16 protein-coding genes are annotated in these 16,976 nt (G+C 60.3%); 15 read left to right on the top strand and 1 reads right to left on the bottom strand.

Annotation, left to right across the window (positions count from 1 at the left end):
* Positions 1-2: 2 nt before the first annotated feature.
* The 12 genes from AC1RME_RS12975 to AC1RME_RS12920 all read left to right on the top strand — a co-directional run bounded on the left by AC1RME_RS12975 (position 3) and on the right by AC1RME_RS12920 (position 10,362).
* Entirely contained in the window at positions 3-1,346 is a 1,344-nt protein-coding gene (locus tag AC1RME_RS12975) for an aryl-sulfate sulfotransferase (protein WP_493091356.1), read from the top strand.
* 189 nt (positions 1,347-1,535) lie between these two features.
* Entirely contained in the window at positions 1,536-1,862 is a 327-nt protein-coding gene (locus AC1RME_RS12970; RefSeq protein WP_007952780.1) for a hypothetical protein, read from the top strand.
* A gap of 379 nt (positions 1,863-2,241) precedes the next feature.
* A complete protein-coding gene (locus AC1RME_RS12965) occupies positions 2,242-3,054 on the top strand; it encodes an energy transducer TonB (RefSeq protein WP_041475106.1) in 813 nt (270 codons plus the stop codon).
* A 45-nt stretch (positions 3,055-3,099) separates the two neighbouring features.
* On the top strand, positions 3,100-3,825 hold the full coding sequence (locus AC1RME_RS12960; RefSeq protein ID WP_011331927.1) for a MotA/TolQ/ExbB proton channel family protein: 726 nt from the start codon (positions 3,100-3,102) through the stop codon (positions 3,823-3,825).
* Position 3,826: 1 nt separating this feature from the next.
* Positions 3,827-4,228: an ExbD/TolR family protein gene (locus AC1RME_RS12955; protein ID WP_003220570.1), complete on the top strand. Its 402-nt coding sequence runs from the start codon at positions 3,827-3,829 to the stop codon at positions 4,226-4,228.
* A 169-nt stretch (positions 4,229-4,397) separates the two neighbouring features.
* On the top strand, positions 4,398-4,979 hold the full coding sequence (locus tag AC1RME_RS12950) for an alpha/beta hydrolase (RefSeq protein ID WP_085712674.1): 582 nt from the start codon (positions 4,398-4,400) through the stop codon (positions 4,977-4,979).
* 56 nt (positions 4,980-5,035) lie between these two features.
* Complete coding sequence (locus tag AC1RME_RS12945) at positions 5,036-5,968, top strand: sigma 54-interacting transcriptional regulator (protein WP_096821874.1); 933 nt, start codon at positions 5,036-5,038, stop codon at positions 5,966-5,968.
* 164 nt (positions 5,969-6,132) lie between these two features.
* Positions 6,133-6,930: a MetQ/NlpA family ABC transporter substrate-binding protein gene (locus AC1RME_RS12940; protein ID WP_493091354.1), complete on the top strand. Its 798-nt coding sequence runs from the start codon at positions 6,133-6,135 to the stop codon at positions 6,928-6,930.
* Between the two features lie 472 nt (positions 6,931-7,402).
* The gene (locus AC1RME_RS12935; RefSeq protein ID WP_096821876.1) at positions 7,403-8,068 is read left to right on the top strand and encodes an amino acid ABC transporter permease; all 666 of its coding nucleotides are present in this window, start codon (positions 7,403-7,405) and stop codon (positions 8,066-8,068) included.
* Complete coding sequence (locus tag AC1RME_RS12930) at positions 8,049-8,708, top strand: amino acid ABC transporter permease (RefSeq protein ID WP_096821877.1); 660 nt, start codon at positions 8,049-8,051, stop codon at positions 8,706-8,708. The genes AC1RME_RS12935 and AC1RME_RS12930 overlap by 20 nt, the downstream gene beginning before the upstream one ends.
* Positions 8,705-9,487 (top strand): amino acid ABC transporter ATP-binding protein, encoded by a 783-nt coding sequence (locus AC1RME_RS12925; protein ID WP_096821878.1) that lies wholly within the window; start codon positions 8,705-8,707, stop codon positions 9,485-9,487. Before AC1RME_RS12930 ends, AC1RME_RS12925 begins: the two co-directional genes overlap by 4 nt.
* A complete protein-coding gene (locus AC1RME_RS12920) occupies positions 9,484-10,362 on the top strand; it encodes a transporter substrate-binding domain-containing protein (RefSeq protein ID WP_096821879.1) in 879 nt (292 codons plus the stop codon). Before AC1RME_RS12925 ends, AC1RME_RS12920 begins: the two co-directional genes overlap by 4 nt.
* A 46-nt stretch (positions 10,363-10,408) precedes the next feature.
* Here AC1RME_RS12920 and AC1RME_RS12915 read toward each other — a convergent pair whose 3' ends face one another.
* Positions 10,409-11,605 (bottom strand): AAA family ATPase, encoded by a 1,197-nt coding sequence (locus AC1RME_RS12915; RefSeq protein ID WP_096821880.1) that lies wholly within the window; start codon positions 11,603-11,605, stop codon positions 10,409-10,411.
* Between the two features lie 144 nt (positions 11,606-11,749).
* Here AC1RME_RS12915 and AC1RME_RS12910 point away from each other — a divergent pair, with 144 nt between their 5' ends.
* From AC1RME_RS12910 to AC1RME_RS12900, 3 genes are read left to right on the top strand one after another with little or no spacing between them, the layout of a single operon-like run.
* Positions 11,750-12,853 (top strand): efflux RND transporter periplasmic adaptor subunit, encoded by a 1,104-nt coding sequence (locus AC1RME_RS12910; protein WP_096821881.1) that lies wholly within the window; start codon positions 11,750-11,752, stop codon positions 12,851-12,853.
* Complete coding sequence (locus tag AC1RME_RS12905) at positions 12,850-13,914, top strand: efflux RND transporter periplasmic adaptor subunit (RefSeq protein ID WP_096821882.1); 1,065 nt, start codon at positions 12,850-12,852, stop codon at positions 13,912-13,914. Before AC1RME_RS12910 ends, AC1RME_RS12905 begins: the two co-directional genes overlap by 4 nt.
* Entirely contained in the window at positions 13,911-16,958 is a 3,048-nt protein-coding gene (locus tag AC1RME_RS12900) for an efflux RND transporter permease subunit (protein WP_096821883.1), read from the top strand. The genes AC1RME_RS12905 and AC1RME_RS12900 overlap by 4 nt, the downstream gene beginning before the upstream one ends.
* Positions 16,959-16,976: the final 18 nt, after the last annotated feature.

The following is a 16,976-nucleotide window of genomic DNA, read 5'->3' as shown; positions in this document are numbered from 1 at the left end:
TCATGTTGCGCATCAAAACCGCTTTACCGGTGTTGTTGTCCGGCGCAGTGCTCAGTGCCGGAGCGCTCGCCGCGCCCAGCGTCTATCCCACAGGCGTCACCCGATACGACCCGGCCAAGGCCTTCAACCAATATGTGATCTTCAGCGGTGCCGACAAGCAGACGCACCTGATCGACATGAACGGCAACGAAGTGAAGAGCTGGCCTCAGGCCGGTTTCCCGTCAGCAGTCATCGACCCGAAACTGGTCGGTGGTGAGCGCGGTCACGTCCTGCTGCAACTGAGCGAAAAGGATCCGGGCAAGCTCGGTTCCGCCGGTAACGGCCTGGGCAATCAGAGTGTCGGCGAGCTGGACTGGAACGGCAAAGTCGTCTGGCAGTGGGGCGACAAGGCACCCGGTGGCGCTGCGCAACAGCATCACGACCAGCGTCGCCTGAGCAACGGCAACACCGTGGTGCTGGCGAACAAGGTGCACAAGGTCAAAGGCTTCAAAGTGCCCGAGGTGATCGACGATGCGATCTATGAAGTCAGCCCCGCAGGCGAGGTGAAATGGCAGTGGCTGGCGTCGGATCACTTGAACGAATTCGGTTTCACTGCCGAGCAATTGAAGCTGGTGCGTGCCAGTGAAAATCCGGATTACCTGCACATCAACAACCTCAGCCTGGTCGGGCCGAACAAATGGTTTGACGCAGGCGACAAGCGCTTCAATCCGGACAATCTGCTGCTCGACTCACGCAACGCCAATTTCATCGCCATCATCGACAAACACAGCGGCAAAGTGGTCTGGCGCCTGGGGCCGAACCTGCCGCTGGCCAACCCGAAAACCGCGCAGAAAATACCGCGCCCGGTGGACCAGTTCGTCGGTCAGCATGATGCGCACATCATCCCGGCCGGGCTGCCTGGCGCCGGCAATCTGCTGGTGTTCGACAACCAGGGTTCGGCGGGTTATCCCAACGTCACGCTGGGGCTGATTTCCGGCTCGCGGGTGCTGGAAATCGACCCGGTGAAAAACGAAATCGTCTGGCAGTACAGCGCCGCCAATTCGAAGCAGCCGGGGTGGGCGTTCTACAGCTCGTTCATCAGCAGCGCGCGGCGTTTGCCCAACGGCAACACGTTGATCGACGAGGGCATGAACGGGCGGTTTTTCCAGGTAACGGCCAGCGGTGAAAACGTCTGGGAATACGTCAGCCCATATCTGGGCAAGGCGCCAGGCAGCGATGCGATCAGCAACTGGGTGTATCGAGCACTGCCTGTGAGTTATGACTGGGTACCGGCCGGAACGCCGCGTTCGGAGACGGCAGTGATTGCGCCGGTAGTCGGTGTGCAACAGACCAACGCCAGCCGTTAGTTTAAATGCTATTAACACTCTTCAGATTCGAAATAAGTTATGAGCGACATGAATAGTGCATATAGCAATATCGTTGAAAAGTCGCGTGGACAATAAGTAAATGTCCAACCATCCTGAGTGTCGTGAGTTTCCAGGAGGAAACTTGCTCTCATCGGAAGACACTTATCCAACGATAAAGGAAATCTCGTTATGTCGAGCATTAATGGCAACTATGTAAACGCTAACGCTGGCGCCAAACTGACGATTACCGATGGCAACGACTCCAACGGCACCTTCAGCGGCAAATTCAGCCAGAACGGCGTGAACTACGACATCGCGTACGGTCACTACCACTTCCAGAACAGCACCGGGCAGCCTACGATCATTACTTTCGCGGCTCTGAATGACGGCACTGGCTATCAGTCCTGGACCCTGTTCTCGCCGGATCACAACTACTCGAAAGTTCGTGCGGTGGGTTCGCGCACCAACTTTGACGGTGATGTAGTCGGTCTGGCCGGGGAGTTTGTGAAACAATAAGAAATTCTGTAAGTCGAAGGCCGATGCATTAAACATGCATCGGCCTTTTTATTTGCCTCTTGAAAAGTTCGTCAACTATCACCTTGGTATTAGTTGTCACTGAATGCCGGGGCGTCGATAACCCGATGCCTTGGATGAATACTTTTTATGCCGGGAAAGCATGTCGATTCTGGCGAATCGCTGGAAGCCTTGCGGGCCGTGGCTTTGGCGGAAATGACCGTTTTTTATATTCCATAAACATCTATCCATAACATGAAAGATTACTTTCGGAGATAAGCCTCTAGCCCAATGATTAACCCATCGATCACGCCGTGGGGGATTCAACAAGCGGCGCATCGGCTACGCGAAAAAACGCAAAGAGACCGCAGGGAGTAAATCAATGGGCAATGTCCAGACCGCCGCCAGTGCACAGGAGGTGCTGTGGCGCCAGGCGCCGAGCGGCGAGTTGGTCGATCTCGGCCGGCCCCATCGTGTGCCGTTGGGGCAACTGCGTTTGCAGCGCGCGCCCAAGGGCATTCTGAGCCGCCGCGAAACGATTCTGCTCGGCGTTCTGGCGCTGGTGGTGCATGGCGCGGTGATCTACTGGATCAATCAGCATCCGACACCGGCGCTGCCGATCGTGCCGCCGGAAATTCCACCGATGACCATCGAGTTTTCGCGCCCGGCACCACCGGCACCACCTGTGGTTGTACCGCCGCCACCGGCACCTGTGGTCGAGCCACCGCCACCGGTGGAAGACGAACTGGCAACCAAGCCACCACCAAAACCGAAGCCGATTCCCAAGCCGAAACCGGTCGCCAAACCCGTACCAAAACCGGCTCCCAAAGCCGTCGAGCAACCCCCGGCTCCGCCACAACCGGCGGCCCCGGTCGCCGCACCAGCGCCACCTGCACCACCGGCGCCTGCTCCGGTGACCCCGGCTTCGGCCAACGCCGCGTACCTGAAGAACCCGGCGCCGGAATACCCGTCGCTGGCCCAGCGTCGCGGTTGGGAAGGCACAGTGTTGCTCCGGGTGCACGTACTGGCCAGCGGCAAACCGGGTGAGATCCAGATTCAGAAAAGCAGTGGCCGGCAACAGCTCGACGACGCGGCGCTGGACGCCGTGAAGCGCTGGAGCTTCGTGCCGGCCAAGCAGGGTGATGTCGCCCAGGACGGCTGGGTCAGCGTGCCCATCGATTTCAAGATTCATTAAACCGAAACCAATTTCGCGCTAAACGTTTACACGAGGGAACACATCATGACGTTACTGGCATCTCCACTGGAATCCATCGAAAGCGCGGTGATCTGGCTGCTGGTGGTCTTCTCTGTCGCCACCTGGGGCCTGGCATTGCTCAAGGCTGTGCAGTTTGGCCGGTTGAAGGCGCAGGATCGCAAATTTCACAAGCGCTTCTGGGCGGCGTCGAGTCTGGACTCCGCCGCCGAGTTGAGCGAAACCCAGCCCGGCGCGGCAGCGCGGGTGGCACAGGCCGGTTATGCGGCGATTCAAGTGGGCGAGGCGCCGCAGGCCAATGACCTGAGCCAGGCGATCAACCATCAGGATCGCCTCGAACGTGCCTTGCGTCAGCAGATCGTCCGCGAGCGTCGTTCGCTGGAAACCGGTCTGGCGGTGGTTGCGAGTATTGGCAGCACCTCGCCGTTCATTGGCCTGTTCGGCACGGTGTGGGGAATCATGGAAGCGTTGAAAGGCATCAGCGCGGCAGGCTCGGCGAGTCTGGAAACGGTCGCAGGTCCCATCGGTGCAGCGCTGGTCGCCACCGGGGTGGGGATCGCGGTCGCGGTGCCGGCGGTGCTGGTTTACAACTACTTTTTGCGTCGTCTGAAACTGACGGCGGCGGACCTGGACGACTTTGCCCACGACTTCTACAGCCTGGCGCAAAAGAGTTCGTTCCGCGTGCTGATCCACCCGACCGCGCACAAGGCTGCGGCCCAGGGCAACGCAACAAAAGTGAAGGAGGCGTCCTGATATGGCCTTCTCCACGCAAGACAGCGACGAGGTGCTGAGCGAGATCAACGTGACGCCGCTGGTGGATGTGATGCTGGTGCTGCTGGTGGTGTTCATCGTCACCGCGCCGCTGCTGACCAACGCGATACCGATCAACCTGCCGAAGACCGAAGCGGTGGCGCCGGTCGAGCAGAAAGACCCGTTGGTGGTGAGTATCGACGGTGCTGGAAAACTGTTTATCAACAAGGACGAAATCCAGCCGGACCTGCTGGAGTTCAACCTCAAGTCGGCCAAGGCCAAGGACCCGGAAGTGCGCGTGCAATTGCAGGCTGACGACGGGGTGAATTACGGCGAAGTGGCGCGAGCCATGGCTTCGATTGAGCGGGCAGGCATCACCAAACTGTCGGTGATCACTGCACGATAAGGGTTTCACGTTTTTCCGGGGCCGTCTCCTTGGCAGGGTGCGGCCCCTTTTTTTGCCTGAGGATTTATATTCTTTTCAGGTCTTAATAAATAGCTTCTTATTCCTTAACGAATATAAATCCCGTCCCTATACTCCTTCAGGAACAGACACGACGCAGGAGAGCTCCCCCATGCGCAACGAATCAATCCGCTATCTGATTGTGCCGGGCTGGCAAGGATCGCCAGAAGATCATTGGCAAAGCCACTGGCAGAACAGCCTGCCGAACAGCGCGCGGGTGGAGCAGGCCGACTGGCTGACGCCGCGTCGTGAAGACTGGGTCGCGGCGCTGGCCGAGGCGATTGCCGCCGACAGCACGCCGGTGATCCTGATCGCCCACAGCCTGGGTTGCATCACCGTGGCGCACTGGGCGGCCACCGCGCCGTTGCAGCATTTGCGTCAGGTGCGCGGTGCGCTGCTGGTCGCGCCGGCGGATGTAGAACGTCCGGCCTGCGTGCCGGCACTGCGCAATTTCGCACCGATTCCAACCGACCTGCTGCCTTTCCCGAGCCAGGTCGTCAGCTCCGACAACGACGCCGCCGTCAGCGCGCCGCGTGCCTTGGAGCTGGCACGCAACTGGGGTGCCGAGGCGGGAATTCTCGCGGGCGCCGGCCATATCAACGTGAAGTCCGGGCATCAACGCTGGGAGCAGGGATTCGCTTATCTGTATCGCCTGCAAAACCGCATGGAACACCACGCCCGGCGTCGTGCCTGACCATTTTTATTTTTTCAGCGCCCCCGTCTCCCGGCGATTTGGGGCGGGAGTCTGCCATGAGTTTCGAAACCTTCGGTCAGCCGTTGCTGACCTTTCCCGATGCGGAAAAAAGTCCCCTGAGCATTCGCGCCAAAGCGCTGGTGTTCGTCGATCCACGCTCGCGCCAACTGCGCGAGGAAATGGCCCAACTCGCACCGCGCTCGATTTCGGTGCTGATTCGCGGCGAGACCGGCACCGGCAAGGAATTGCTCGCCCGCCATATCCACCGCGCCAGTGATCGCAGCGGCTTGTTTGTCTCGGTCAACTGCGGAGCGATCAGCCCGACGTATGCCGATGCCGAACTGTTCGGCTATGCCGCCGGCAGTTACAGCGGTTCGGCCAGCAGTCGCGCCGGCTGGTTCGGTTCGGCCAACGGCGGCACCTTGTACCTGGACGAAATCGGCGACCTGCCGTTGCCGATCCAGATCAAGTTGCTCGCCGCGCTGGAAAACCACGAAGTCACCCGCGTCGGTGCCCATCAACCGAGCCCGGTGGATGTGCGCCTGGTGGCGGCGACCAGCATCGATTTGGCCCAAGCGGTGGCGGCGGGGAAATTCCACGAGCGGCTCTATCACTATCTCAGCGAGGGGCATCTGGAACTGCCGGCGTTGCGCGCGCGGGTCGGCGACATTCTGTCGTTGGCCGAGTACTTCCTCGGCATCTACAGCCAGCGCCTGGATCTGCCGGTGCCGCTGATCAGCGAAGCGGCGCAGGAGGTGCTGGAGCAACACAGTTGGCCGGGCAACACCCGGGAGCTGGAAAACGTCATTCATTTTGCGTTGCTGGTGAGCACTGGCGAGGAAATTCTGCCAGAGCACCTGAACCTGCCCGAGGTGTTTGGGACGCTGGTTCAGATTGAACGTCAGGTGGCGAGCATCACTGCCAAAGGGACAGCCGAGGAACGTAAGGCATTGAAAAAATTACTGTTGAGCCTGAGCGAGGCGTTGTAACCATTTTGTTCAACATGAACAAAATGGAATATGAAGCTGAATAAACGTTATTGTCCGGGAATAAAAAATCCCGGTATTGTCCGCTTCACGCCAGCAGTAGCACATCGCTGGCACACGTATTAATGCCGTCGTCGATGACGACCGATTTTCGATAAGGACACTGCATGAAAAAGGTTCTGTTGTTTACCGCATTGGCGGCTGCTCTGACGGCTTCCCTGGCGCAGGCCGGCGAGAAACTGGTTGTCGCGGCGACCCCGGTTCCGCACGCCGAGATCCTCGAACTGATCAAACCGACCCTCGCCAAAGAAGACGTGGATCTGGAAATCAAAGTCTTCACCGACTACGTTCAGCCGAACGTACAGGTTGGCGAGAAGCGTCTAGATGCCAACTACTTCCAGACCCTGCCGTACCTGAACAGCTTCAACCAGGGTAAATACAAGGACGACAAAGCCAAGTACCTGGTGACCGTGCAAGGTGTGCACGTTGAACCGTTTGGCGGCTACTCGAGCAAGTACAAGACCCTGGCCGAGCTGCCGGACGGTGCCACCATCGCCATTCCGAACGAAGGCAGCAACAGCGGTCGTGCACTGATCCTGCTGCAGAAGGCTGGCCTGATCGAACTGAAAGATCCGAAGAACGCCCTGGCCACGCCAAAAGACATCGCCAAGAACCCGCACAACTTCAAGTTCAAGGAACTGGAGTCGGCCCTGCTGCCGCGTGTTCTGAAAGAAGTCGACCTGGACATGATCAACACCAACTACGCGCTGGAAGCCAAGTTGAACCCGACCAAGGATGCTCTGGTGATCGAAGGTGCCGATTCGCCTTACGTGAACTTCCTGGTGGCCCGTGAGGACAACAAGAACAGCGACGCGATCCAGAAGCTGGCCAAGGCCCTGACCAGCCCGGAAGTCAAAGCGTTCATCGAGAAGAAGTACAACGGCGCGGTACTGCCGGCGTTCTGATCTGACGCAGCAACACAACCCCTTCAGGTATGAAAACGCCGATGGCCAGTGATGGTCATCGGCGTTTTTGTGTGTGCGGGTGAGGGGTTTTTTAAGCTCAGGCTATCCCGGTCTTCAACGCCCGGCGCAACGCCACCAACAATTTCACAATCTCATGCGGATCCAGTCGCTGCGGCACTTTTACGTCCATGTTTTCTTCCTTGTTATGGGGTTCGGCCGAGGGAGTCTGGCCAAAAGCTGTTCGTCCTTGGAGGGCTTTGATGAAAAAAAGATCCGTCCTACAGCGCTGGGGACAATAGCCTTCCTCCTCCTTCCCGGCAAACCCGTCGATTAGTTTTTTGTGTGATATCAATATTCTTTATCGGTATTTAAATTCTTTTTTTTATACCTTTAAAGTCGGTGCCTGCCGGACAGCTATCCGCTGCCCATGGACTGCACCACCGTCGCTTACCGAGCGGCGTCAGGATGTTTCATGAACTTCGATTACGCATTTATCCTCAGCACCCTGCCGGCGTTTCTCAAAGCCGTGGGCGTGACGCTGCAGGTCGGTTTGATCGCCATCGGCACCTCGCTGCTGGTGGCGTTGCTCAATGCGACGATTCTGGTGTTCCGCACGCCTTACCTGCAAAAGCTGGTCGGGCTGTATGTGGAGCTGGCGCGCAACACGCCACTGCTGATCCAGTTGTTCTTCGTCTACTTCGCCTTGCCGGCACTGGGGATCAAGGTTTCCGGTTTCACGGCGGCGATCATCACCATGACTTTTCTCGGCGGCGCCTACCTCACCGAAGTGCTGCGCGCCGGCGTCGATGCGGTGCCTCAGGCGCAACTGGAGTCCGGCCGTTCCATCGGCTTGTCCCACGGTCAGTTGCTGCGCTACGTGATCCTGCCGCAAGCGGGGATCCTCAGCCTGCCGTCGCTGTTCGCCAATTTCATTTTCCTGCTCAAGGAGACCACCGTGGTCTCGGCCGTGGCGGTGCCGGAGATTCTCTACACCACCAAGAGCTACATCGCGCTCTACTACAAAACCTACGAAATGCTCGCCGTGCTGACGCTGATCTGCGTGCTGTTGTTCCTGCCGCTGTCGCTGCTGTTGAGCCGTCTGGAAAGGAGGCTCCAGCATGGCCAGTTCGGGTCTTGAACTGCTCTGGGTGTCGTTGCCGCAATTGGCAAAAGGCGCCGGGCAAACCCTGTCGATCTCGTTCCTCAGCATCGCCATCAGTACCGTCGGCGGCGTGCTCTACGGTGTGCTGCGCACGCTCAACGTGACGTGGCTGAACGCGGTGCTGCGAATTTATCTGGAGCTGTTCCGGGCGATTCCGGTGCTGGTCTGGTTGTACCTGCTGTTTTTTGGCTTGCCGATTTTCTTTGGCCTGAGCCTGCCGAGCTTCTGGTGCGCGGTGCTGGTGCTGTCGCTGTGGGGCGCCAGCGAGGTCGGCGAAGTGGCGCGCGGTGCGCTGCATTCGTTGCCGCGCGGGCAGCGTGAAGCGGGGCTGTCGATCGGTCTGAACGCGGCGCAGCTCTATGGCTACGTGCTGTTGCCCCAGGCGCTGAAACGCATGACGCCACCGACCATCAACGTCTACACGCGGATCATCAAGACCAGTTCGCTGGCGGTGCTGATCGGCGTGGTGGATGTGATCAAGGTTGGCCAGCAGATCATCGAGCGCACCTACGAATCGGTGCTGATCTACGGTGCTCTGTTCCTGTTTTTCTTTTTCATCTGCTACCCGCTGTCGGCCGCTTCGCGTGTGCTGGAGCGGCGCTGGACGCAAGCATGAGCGCATTGATCGAGTTTCAGGGTTTCAACAAATTCTTCGGCGAACAGCAGGTGCTCAAGGGCATCGACCTGCAAGTGAAATCCGGCGAAGTCATCGTCATCCTCGGCCCCAGCGGCTGCGGCAAAAGCACACTGCTGCGTTGCCTGAACGGTCTGGAAACCGCCCACAGCGGTCACTTGAAATTCGCCGGCCGCGAACTGCTGGACAAGGCTACCGACTGGCGTGAAGTGCGCCAGCAGATCGGCATGGTGTTCCAGAGTTATCACCTGTTTCCGCACATGAGCGTGCTCGATAACTTGCTGCTCGGCCCGCTCAAGGTGCAGAAACGCGAACGTCGCGAAGCACGGCAGCAAGCCGAAGCGTTGCTCGAACGCGTTGGTCTGCTGGACAAACGTGATGCCTTCCCGCGCCAGCTCTCCGGCGGCCAGCAGCAACGCATCGCCATCGTCCGCTCGTTGTGCATGAACCCGCGGGTCATGCTCTTCGATGAAGTCACCGCTGCCCTCGACCCGGAGATGGTCAAGGAAGTGCTGGAAGTGATTCAGGGCCTGGCCCGCGAAGGCATGACCCTGTTGATCGTCACCCACGAAATGGCCTTCGCCCGCGCGGTGGCCGATCGCATCGTGTTCATGGATGCCGGGCGCATCCTTGAACAGAACCCGCCCGAGCTTTTCTTTACGAACCCGCAAACCGCACGCGCGCAGCAGTTCCTGGAGAAGTTCTCCTACGTTGAAGCACTGCCCACAACGACTCAAACCAAGGAACTGGAACTGCCATGAAAACTGCCAAAGCTTTATTCGCATTACCGCTGATCAGCCTCGCGTTGCTGGCCGGCTGCAACAAGACCGAAGAACCGGCCAAGCCGAAAGTCGCCAGCGAAAGCACCGCGCCGGCCGGTTATCTGGACAAGATCAAGGCCCGCGACAAACTGATCGTCGGCGTGTTCACCGACAAGCCGCCGTTCGGTTTTGTCAATGAAGCCGGTCGCTATGTTGGCTTCGATACCGACATCGGCCGTCAATTCGCCAAGGATCTGCTGGGCGATGAAAACAAGGTCGAGTTCGTGGCCGTGGAGCCGGCGAGCCGCATTCCGTTCCTGCAAAGCGACAAGGTCGACCTGATCCTCGCCAACATGACCGTGACCCCGGAGCGCAAGGAAGCGGTGGAATTCACCAACCCGAACCTGAAAGTCGCGGTGCAGGCGTTGGTGGCTCAGGGCAGCGAAGTGAAGAAACTGGATGACCTGGCGACCCGCACCACCATCGTCACCACCGGCACCACTGCCGATATCTGGCTGACCAAGAATCACCCGGACTGGAAGCTGCTGAAGTTCGAGAAAAACTCCGAGTCCCTGCAAGCCCTGGCCAACGGCCGTGGCGATGCTTACGCGCAGGACAATCTGGTGCTGTTCAGTTGGGCCAAGCAAAACCCGGGCTACCGCGTGCTGGATGAAAAACTCGGTGCCGAAGCCCCGATTGCACCGGCGGTGAAGAAGGGCAACATCGAATTGCGCGATTGGGTGAACACCGAGCTGGCCAAGCTGGGTGAAGAGAAATACCTGCTCAAGCTGTATGACCAATATGTGCGTAAAGAGCTGAGTGATGACACCAAGCCTGAGAGCGTGATTGTTGAGGGTGGGAAGTGGCAGGGCTAAGCCGATGATCGTTCCCACGCATGCGTGGGAACGATCGATCAACAAGCTAATCCGGCCAGTTCCACGCCGGCTCATCCAGCACCCTCTGCCCGACGATCCCGGTCTGGCCGAGGGTTTTTTCCAGCACGATGCAATTGCATTCCTCATCTTCCTGCAACGCCGAAATCAATCGCCGTGCGTGTGAAACCACCCACACCTGACACTCTTGCGATGCGCGAATGATCAACCGCGCCAACGCCGGCAACAGGTCCGGGTGCAGACTGGTTTCCGGTTCGTTCAGCACCATCAGCGACGGCGGGCGTGGCGTCAGCAGTGCGGCGACCAGCAGCAGATAACGCAGCGTGCCGTCCGACAACTCTGCCGCCGACAGCGGTCGCAACAACCCTTCCTGAAAAAACTCGATGGCAAAGCGTCCGCCCGCCAGCGGCGCGATGTTCAACCGTGCGCCGGGAAACGCATCGCTGATCGCGGCCTGCAGCGCCTCGGGGTCGCCGATTTCGCGGATGGTCTGCAAGGCTGCCGCCAGATCCCGGCCGTCGTGATGCAGCACCGGCGTGCGCGTGCCCAGTTGTGGCTGGCGCACCGGGGCGTCGGCGTCGCTGCGAAAGTGATCATAGAAGCGCCAGCGGCGGATGAACTCGCGCATCTGGAACACTTCCGGAGAGGTGCGCAGGCTGCCGACCTGATCGAACAGGCTGTCGAATGTCGGCGTGTGCTGGGCCATGACATCCCAGGTGCGACCATCACGGGTGCGAATCATTGGCCCGTCGCGGTCCACCAGCAAGCTGGCAGGTCGATAGAGCGGCCCGGCCCAGATGCATTCCCGCTTGATTTGCGGATCAAGGCTGAAGCGCGAAGGGGTCGGTACACGGTCTCCAGGCAGCATGAAATGCCCGTTGGAGTCGGGGAGCCCGAGGCTGATCGAGTAACTGAAATCCTCTCCGGCAAACCCCAGCCGCAGACGTTTCACGCCTTGGCGGACCGTCGATTGAATCGGCACTTCACCATTGCGCATGCGCCGGCTGATGGTTTCCGGCCCGGCCCAGAACGTCGAGTCCAGCCCGCCCTCACGGGCCAGCGCATTGACCACGCCGCCCTGAGCGGTTTCCGCCAGCAGTCGCAGCGCCCGGTAAAGATTGGACTTGCCGCTGCCGTTGGGGCCCGTGATCAGGTTCAGCCGACCCAGCGGGATTACCAATTTATTGATCGAGCGGTAATTGGCTACCGCGAGGGTCTTGAGCATGAAAATCCTTCTTGGGTGCCCCGAATTCCGGGTCAGGATACCTGCTGCACATAAATGCATATATCGCCCGGACGAAGGTTGAACCCTGTTCTAAGCTCACAGTCGTACCGTCACTTGCACGTTCGTACACAGGAAGGAGTCTGCATGGCGAGTCCCGGATTGAAAACAGCGGTGATGCTGAGCCTGCTCGCTTGGCTCGCGGCCTGCAGCGAAAAGAAGCCGCCTCAGGAATACCTGCCACGGGTCTTTGTACAAGAGGTCAAACCCGCGGACTTCGCGGCGTCCGTGACCCTCACCGGTGACGTTCAGGCGCGGGTGCAGACCGAATTGTCGTTCCGGGTCGGCGGCAAGATCATCCAGCGCATGGTCGATGTCGGTGACCGCGTTTCGGCCAAACAAGTGCTGGCCAAACTCGATCCCAAGGACTTGCAGACCAACGTCGACTCCGCCCAGGCCCAGGTGCTGGCCGAGCAGGCGCGGGTCAAACAGAGCGCCGCCGCATTCGTCCGGCAGCAGAAACTGTTGCCCAAGGGTTACACCAGCCAGAGCGAATACGATTCCGCACAAGCCGCATTGCGCAGCAGCCAGAGTGCCTTGAGCGCGGCCCAGGCGCAGTTGGCCAATGCCAGGGATCAACTGAGTTACACCGCGCTGATCGCCGATGCACCCGGCATCATCACCGAGCGTCAGGCCGAAGTCGGCCAGGTGGTTCAGGCCACCGCGCCGATTTTCAGCCTGGCCCGGGACGGCGACCGCGACGCGGTGTTCAACGTTTACGAATCGCTGCTGGCCGAGCGCCCGGCGGAGCGTTCGATTGTCGTCAGCCTGCTCGACAACCCGCAAATCAAGACCACTGGCACTGTTCGTGAAATCACCCCGGCGGTGTCGGCGCAGTCCGGCACGGTGCAGGTCAAAGTTACCCTCGACAGTCTGCCGCAGGGCATGCAGCTCGGTTCGGTGGTCAGCGCCACCGCCAAGGGCAGCGGCAAATCGGCGGTGGAATTGCCGTGGTCGGCCCTGACCAAAAACATCAGCGAACCTGCGGTGTGGATGGTGGACGACAAAGGTGAGGCGCAACTGCACAACGTCACCGTCGGCCGCTACCTGACCGGGCACGTGATCATCAGCGCCGGCCTCACGGGCGGCGAGAAAGTGATCATTGCCGGCGGGCAACTGCTGCATCCGGGGATGAAAGTCGAGATCGCCGAGAACACCTACAAGGATCTGCAATCGGGAGCGCAGCCATGAAGCCTTTGTGGGTGATGTCGATCGGGCTGCTGCTGGGTGCCTGTTCCAAGAACGAGCCACCGCCGGAGCCGGTGCGCCCGGTGCTGTCGATCAAGGTCGAAGCGCTGAGCGAGGAAAACCTCGGCCGTTTCGCCGGCAGCATTCAGGCGCGCTACGAGAGCAACACCGGTTTTCGCGTCGGCGGGCGCATCGCCAGCCGCAACGTCGATGTCGGCGCCGAGGTGCAGAAGGGCACCTTGCTCGCCACCCTCGATCCGTCCGACCAGCAGAACCAGTTGCGTTCGGCCCAGGGCGATCTGGCGAAAGTCGAAGCACAACTGATCAACGCCCAGGCCAACGCTCGGCGGCAGCAGGCGCTGTTTGATCGCGGCGTCGGCGCCCAGGCGCAACTGGACATCGCCACCACTGATCTGAAGACCACCCAGGCGTCCCTCGATCAGGCGCGGGCGGCGGTCAACCAGAGCAAGGATCAGCTCGGCTACACCGAGCTGCGCTCCGACCATAAAGCCGTGGTCACCGCATGGAACGCCGAAGCCGGTCAGGTGGTGACGGCCGGCCAGCAAGTGGTGACGCTGGCGCAACCGGATATCAAGGAAGCGGTGATCGATCTGCCGGACACGCTGGTCGACCAGATTCCCAGCGACGTGGTGTTTCTGGTGGCCGGGCAACTCGATCCGAGCATCAACACCACGGCCGTCATCCGTGAAATCGAGCCTCAGGCACAAAGCGCCACCCGTACCCGCCGCGCGCGTTTGACGCTGGCTTCAACGCCGCCCGGATTCCGCCTCGGTACGGCGATCAGCGTGACCCTCAGTTCGGCGATCAAGCCGCGAATCGAATTGCCCGCGACAGCCTTGCAGGAGGCCGACGGTAAAACCCGGATCTGGGTGATCGACCCGCAAAACAAAACCGTTGCCCCGCGTGACGTCAGCGTGACCAGCCGCACCGACAGCACCGTGGTGCTGGCCGGTGGGGTCAAGTCCGGCGAGCGTGTGGTCAGCGCCGGCGTCAACAGCCTCAAACCCGGACAAGCCGTGAAACTCGACGAGGACAGTCAATGAAAGGGTCTTTCAATCTCTCCGAATGGGCCCTCAAGCATCAGTCGTTCGTCTGGTATCTGATGTTCGTCGGGCTGCTGATGGGGGTGTTCTCGTACATCAATCTGGGGCGCGAGGAAGACCCGTCGTTCACCATCAAGACCATGGTGATCCAGACCAAGTGGCCGGGTGCGACCCAGGAAGAAACGCTCAAGCAGGTCACGGACCGCATCGAGAAAAAACTCGAGGAACTCGATTCCCTCGACTACGTGAAAAGCTACACGCGCCCCGGCGAGTCAACGGTCTACGTCTACCTGCGCGACACCACCAGCGCCAAGGACATTCCGGAAATCTGGTACCAGGTGCGCAAGAAGATCAACGACATTCGCGGCCAGTTTCCCCAGGGCATTCAGGGGCCGGGATTCAACGACGAGTTCGGTGACGTCTTCGGTTCGGTCTATGCGTTCACGGCCGACGGCCTGACGATGCGCCAGTTGCGCGATTACGTGGAACAGGCCCGCGCCGAGATCCGCGGTGTGCCGGGGCTGGGCAAGATCGAAATGATCGGCCAGCAGGACGAAGTGCTGTACCTGAACTTCTCGACCCGCAAACTGGCGGCGCTGGGCATCGACCAGCGTCAGGTGGTGCAGAGCCTGCAATCGCAGAACGCCGTGACCCCGGCAGGTGTGATCGAGGCCGGACCGGAACGCATTTCGGTGCGTACCTCCGGGCAGTTCGCCTCGGAAAAGGATCTGGCCGAGGTCAATCTCAAACTCAATGACCGTTTCTATCGTCTGGCCGACATCGCCGAGATCAGTCGCGGTTATGTCGACCCGGCAACGCCGGAGTTCCGCTTCGACGGCAAGCCGGCCATTGGCCTGGCTATTGCGATGCAGAAGGGTGGCAACGTTCAGGCATTCGGTAAGGCCCTGCACGCGCGTATCGATGAACTCACCGCCGACCTGCCGGTGGGGGTTGGCGTGCACACGGTTTCCGATCAGGCCGTGGTGGTGGAAGAGGCGGTCGGCGGCTTCACCAGTGCGCTGTTCGAAGCGGTGGTCATCGTGCTGGTGGTGAGTTTCATCAGCCTCGGCGTGCGTGCCGGGCTGGTGGTGGCGTGCTCGATCCCGTTGGTGCTGGCGATGGTGTTTGTGTACATGGAGTACAGCGGCATCACCATGCAGCGGATTTCTCTGGGTGCATTGATCATCGCCCTCGGGTTGCTGGTGGACGATGCGATGATCACCGTGGAGATGATGGTGACGCGTCTGGAGATGGGCGAGAGCAAGGAGCAGGCGGCGACGTTCGCCTACACTTCCACAGCGTTTCCGATGCTTACCGGTACGCTGGTGACAGTGGCCGGTTTCGTGCCGATTGGTCTCAACGCCAGCTCCGCCGGTGAGTACACCTACACGCTGTTCGCGGTGATCGCGGTGGCAATGATCGTGTCGTGGGTGGTGGCGGTGTTCTTCGCACCGGTGATCGGCGTGCACATCCTCAGCACCAACGTAAAACCCCATGAAGCCGAACCCGGACGCATCGGGCGGGCGTTCAATGGCGGTCTGCTGTGGTGCATGCGCAATCGCTGGTGGGCGATCGGTATCACGGTGCTGTGTTTTGTCCTTGCAGTGTTCTGCATGCGCTTTGTGCAGAACCAGTTCTTCCCGTCGTCCGATCGTCCGGAAATTCTGGTCGATCTGAACCTGCCGCAAAACGCCTCGATCGATGAAACCCGCAAGGCCGTCGACAAGCTCGAAGCCTCGCTCAAGGGCGACCCGGACATCGTGCGCTGGAGCACTTACATCGGCCAGGGCGCAATCCGTTTCTACCTGCCGCTGGACCAGCAATTGCAGAACCCGTACTACGCGCAACTGGTGATCGTCAGCAAAGACTTCAAGGCCCGCGAAGCCTTGAGCCAGCGCCTGCGTGATCGTCTGCGCAAGGATTTCGTCGGCATTGGCAGTTACGTGCAAGCCCTGGAAATGGGCCCGCCGGTGGGCCGTCCGATCCAGTACCGGGTCAGCGGCAAGGACGTCGATCAGGTGCGCAAGCACGCCATCGACCTGGCCACCGAACTGGACAAGAGCCCGCACATCGGCGAGATCATTTACGACTGGAACGAACCCGGCAAAGTCCTGCGCATCGACATCGCTCAGGACAAGGCGCGTCAGCTCGGCCTGTCATCGGAAGATGTGGCCAACCTGATGAACAGCATTGTCAGTGGCTCGCCGCTGACCCAGGTCGACGACGATATCTACCTGATCAACGTGGTCGGTCGCGCGGTGGATTCCGAACGCGGTACACCGGAAACCCTGCAAAACCTGCAGATCGTCACGCCCAACGGCACGTCGATTCCGCTGCTGGCCTTCGCCACGGTGCGATATGAACTGGAGCAGCCGCTGGTGTGGCGTCGCGACCGTTTGCCGACCATCACCATCAAGGCCTCGGTGCGCGATGAAATCCAGCCGACCGATCTGGTGAAAGTCCTCAAGCCCACCATCGATGCCTTCGCGGCCAAACTGCCGGTGGGCTACAAGGTCGCCACTGGCGGTACGGTCGAGGAGAGCGGCAAGGCGCAGGGGCCGATTGCCAAGGTCTTGCCGCTGATGCTGTTCCTGATGGCGACCTTCCTGATGATCCAGTTGCACAGCGTGCAGAAGCTGTTCCTGGTGGCCAGTGTCGCGCCGCTCGGGCTGATCGGCGTGGTGCTGGCGCTGGTGCCGACCGGTACGCCGATGGGCTTCGTGGCGATCCTGGGGATTCTGGCGCTGATCGGCATCATCATCCGCAACTCGGTGATCCTCGTGACGCAGATCGAAGAGTACGAGCAAAAAGGCTACGCGCCCTGGGATGCGGTGGTGGAAGCGACCGAGCACCGGCGCCGGCCGATCCTGCTCACCGCGGCGGCGGCGAGCATGGGCATGATCCCGATCGCCCGGGAAGTGTTCTGGGGGCCGATGGCCTACGCGATGATCGGCGGGATCGTGATTGCGACGTTGCTGACGCTGCTGTTTCTGCCGGCGCTGTATGTGGCCTGGTACAAGATTCGCGAGCCGAAGAAAAATTAGATCAAAAGCTTCCCTCAC

This window comes from Pseudomonas sp. GW822-FHT03F08, from assembly GCF_058801265.1.
Note: the sequence above shows the minus strand (reverse complement) of the source record. Positions and strands in the feature narration are given on the sequence as shown.

What these genes read in the sequence shown, in the direction of transcription:
- AC1RME_RS12940 (WP_493091354.1), top strand. Translation starts at nt 6,133, where the DNA reads ATGAAAAAGGTTCTGTTGTTTACCGCATTGGCGGCTGCTCTGACGGCT.
- AC1RME_RS12915 (WP_096821880.1), bottom strand. Translation starts at nt 11,605, where the DNA reads ATGCTCAAGACCCTCGCGGTAGCCAATTACCGCTCGATCAATAAATTG.
- AC1RME_RS12970 (WP_007952780.1), top strand. Translation starts at nt 1,536, where the DNA reads ATGTCGAGCATTAATGGCAACTATGTAAACGCTAACGCTGGCGCCAAA.
- AC1RME_RS12960 (WP_011331927.1), top strand. Translation starts at nt 3,100, where the DNA reads ATGACGTTACTGGCATCTCCACTGGAATCCATCGAAAGCGCGGTGATC.
- AC1RME_RS12935 (WP_096821876.1), top strand. Translation starts at nt 7,403, where the DNA reads ATGAACTTCGATTACGCATTTATCCTCAGCACCCTGCCGGCGTTTCTC.
- AC1RME_RS12930 (WP_096821877.1), top strand. Translation starts at nt 8,049, where the DNA reads ATGGCCAGTTCGGGTCTTGAACTGCTCTGGGTGTCGTTGCCGCAATTG.
- AC1RME_RS12975 (WP_493091356.1), top strand. Translation starts at nt 3, where the DNA reads ATGTTGCGCATCAAAACCGCTTTACCGGTGTTGTTGTCCGGCGCAGTG.
- AC1RME_RS12920 (WP_096821879.1), top strand. Translation starts at nt 9,484, where the DNA reads ATGAAAACTGCCAAAGCTTTATTCGCATTACCGCTGATCAGCCTCGCG.
- AC1RME_RS12905 (WP_096821882.1), top strand. Translation starts at nt 12,850, where the DNA reads ATGAAGCCTTTGTGGGTGATGTCGATCGGGCTGCTGCTGGGTGCCTGT.
- AC1RME_RS12925 (WP_096821878.1), top strand. Translation starts at nt 8,705, where the DNA reads ATGAGCGCATTGATCGAGTTTCAGGGTTTCAACAAATTCTTCGGCGAA.
- AC1RME_RS12910 (WP_096821881.1), top strand. Translation starts at nt 11,750, where the DNA reads ATGGCGAGTCCCGGATTGAAAACAGCGGTGATGCTGAGCCTGCTCGCT.
- AC1RME_RS12965 (WP_041475106.1), top strand. Translation starts at nt 2,242, where the DNA reads ATGGGCAATGTCCAGACCGCCGCCAGTGCACAGGAGGTGCTGTGGCGC.
- AC1RME_RS12900 (WP_096821883.1), top strand. Translation starts at nt 13,911, where the DNA reads ATGAAAGGGTCTTTCAATCTCTCCGAATGGGCCCTCAAGCATCAGTCG.
- AC1RME_RS12945 (WP_096821874.1), top strand. Translation starts at nt 5,036, where the DNA reads ATGAGTTTCGAAACCTTCGGTCAGCCGTTGCTGACCTTTCCCGATGCG.
- AC1RME_RS12955 (WP_003220570.1), top strand. Translation starts at nt 3,827, where the DNA reads ATGGCCTTCTCCACGCAAGACAGCGACGAGGTGCTGAGCGAGATCAAC.
- AC1RME_RS12950 (WP_085712674.1), top strand. Translation starts at nt 4,398, where the DNA reads ATGCGCAACGAATCAATCCGCTATCTGATTGTGCCGGGCTGGCAAGGA.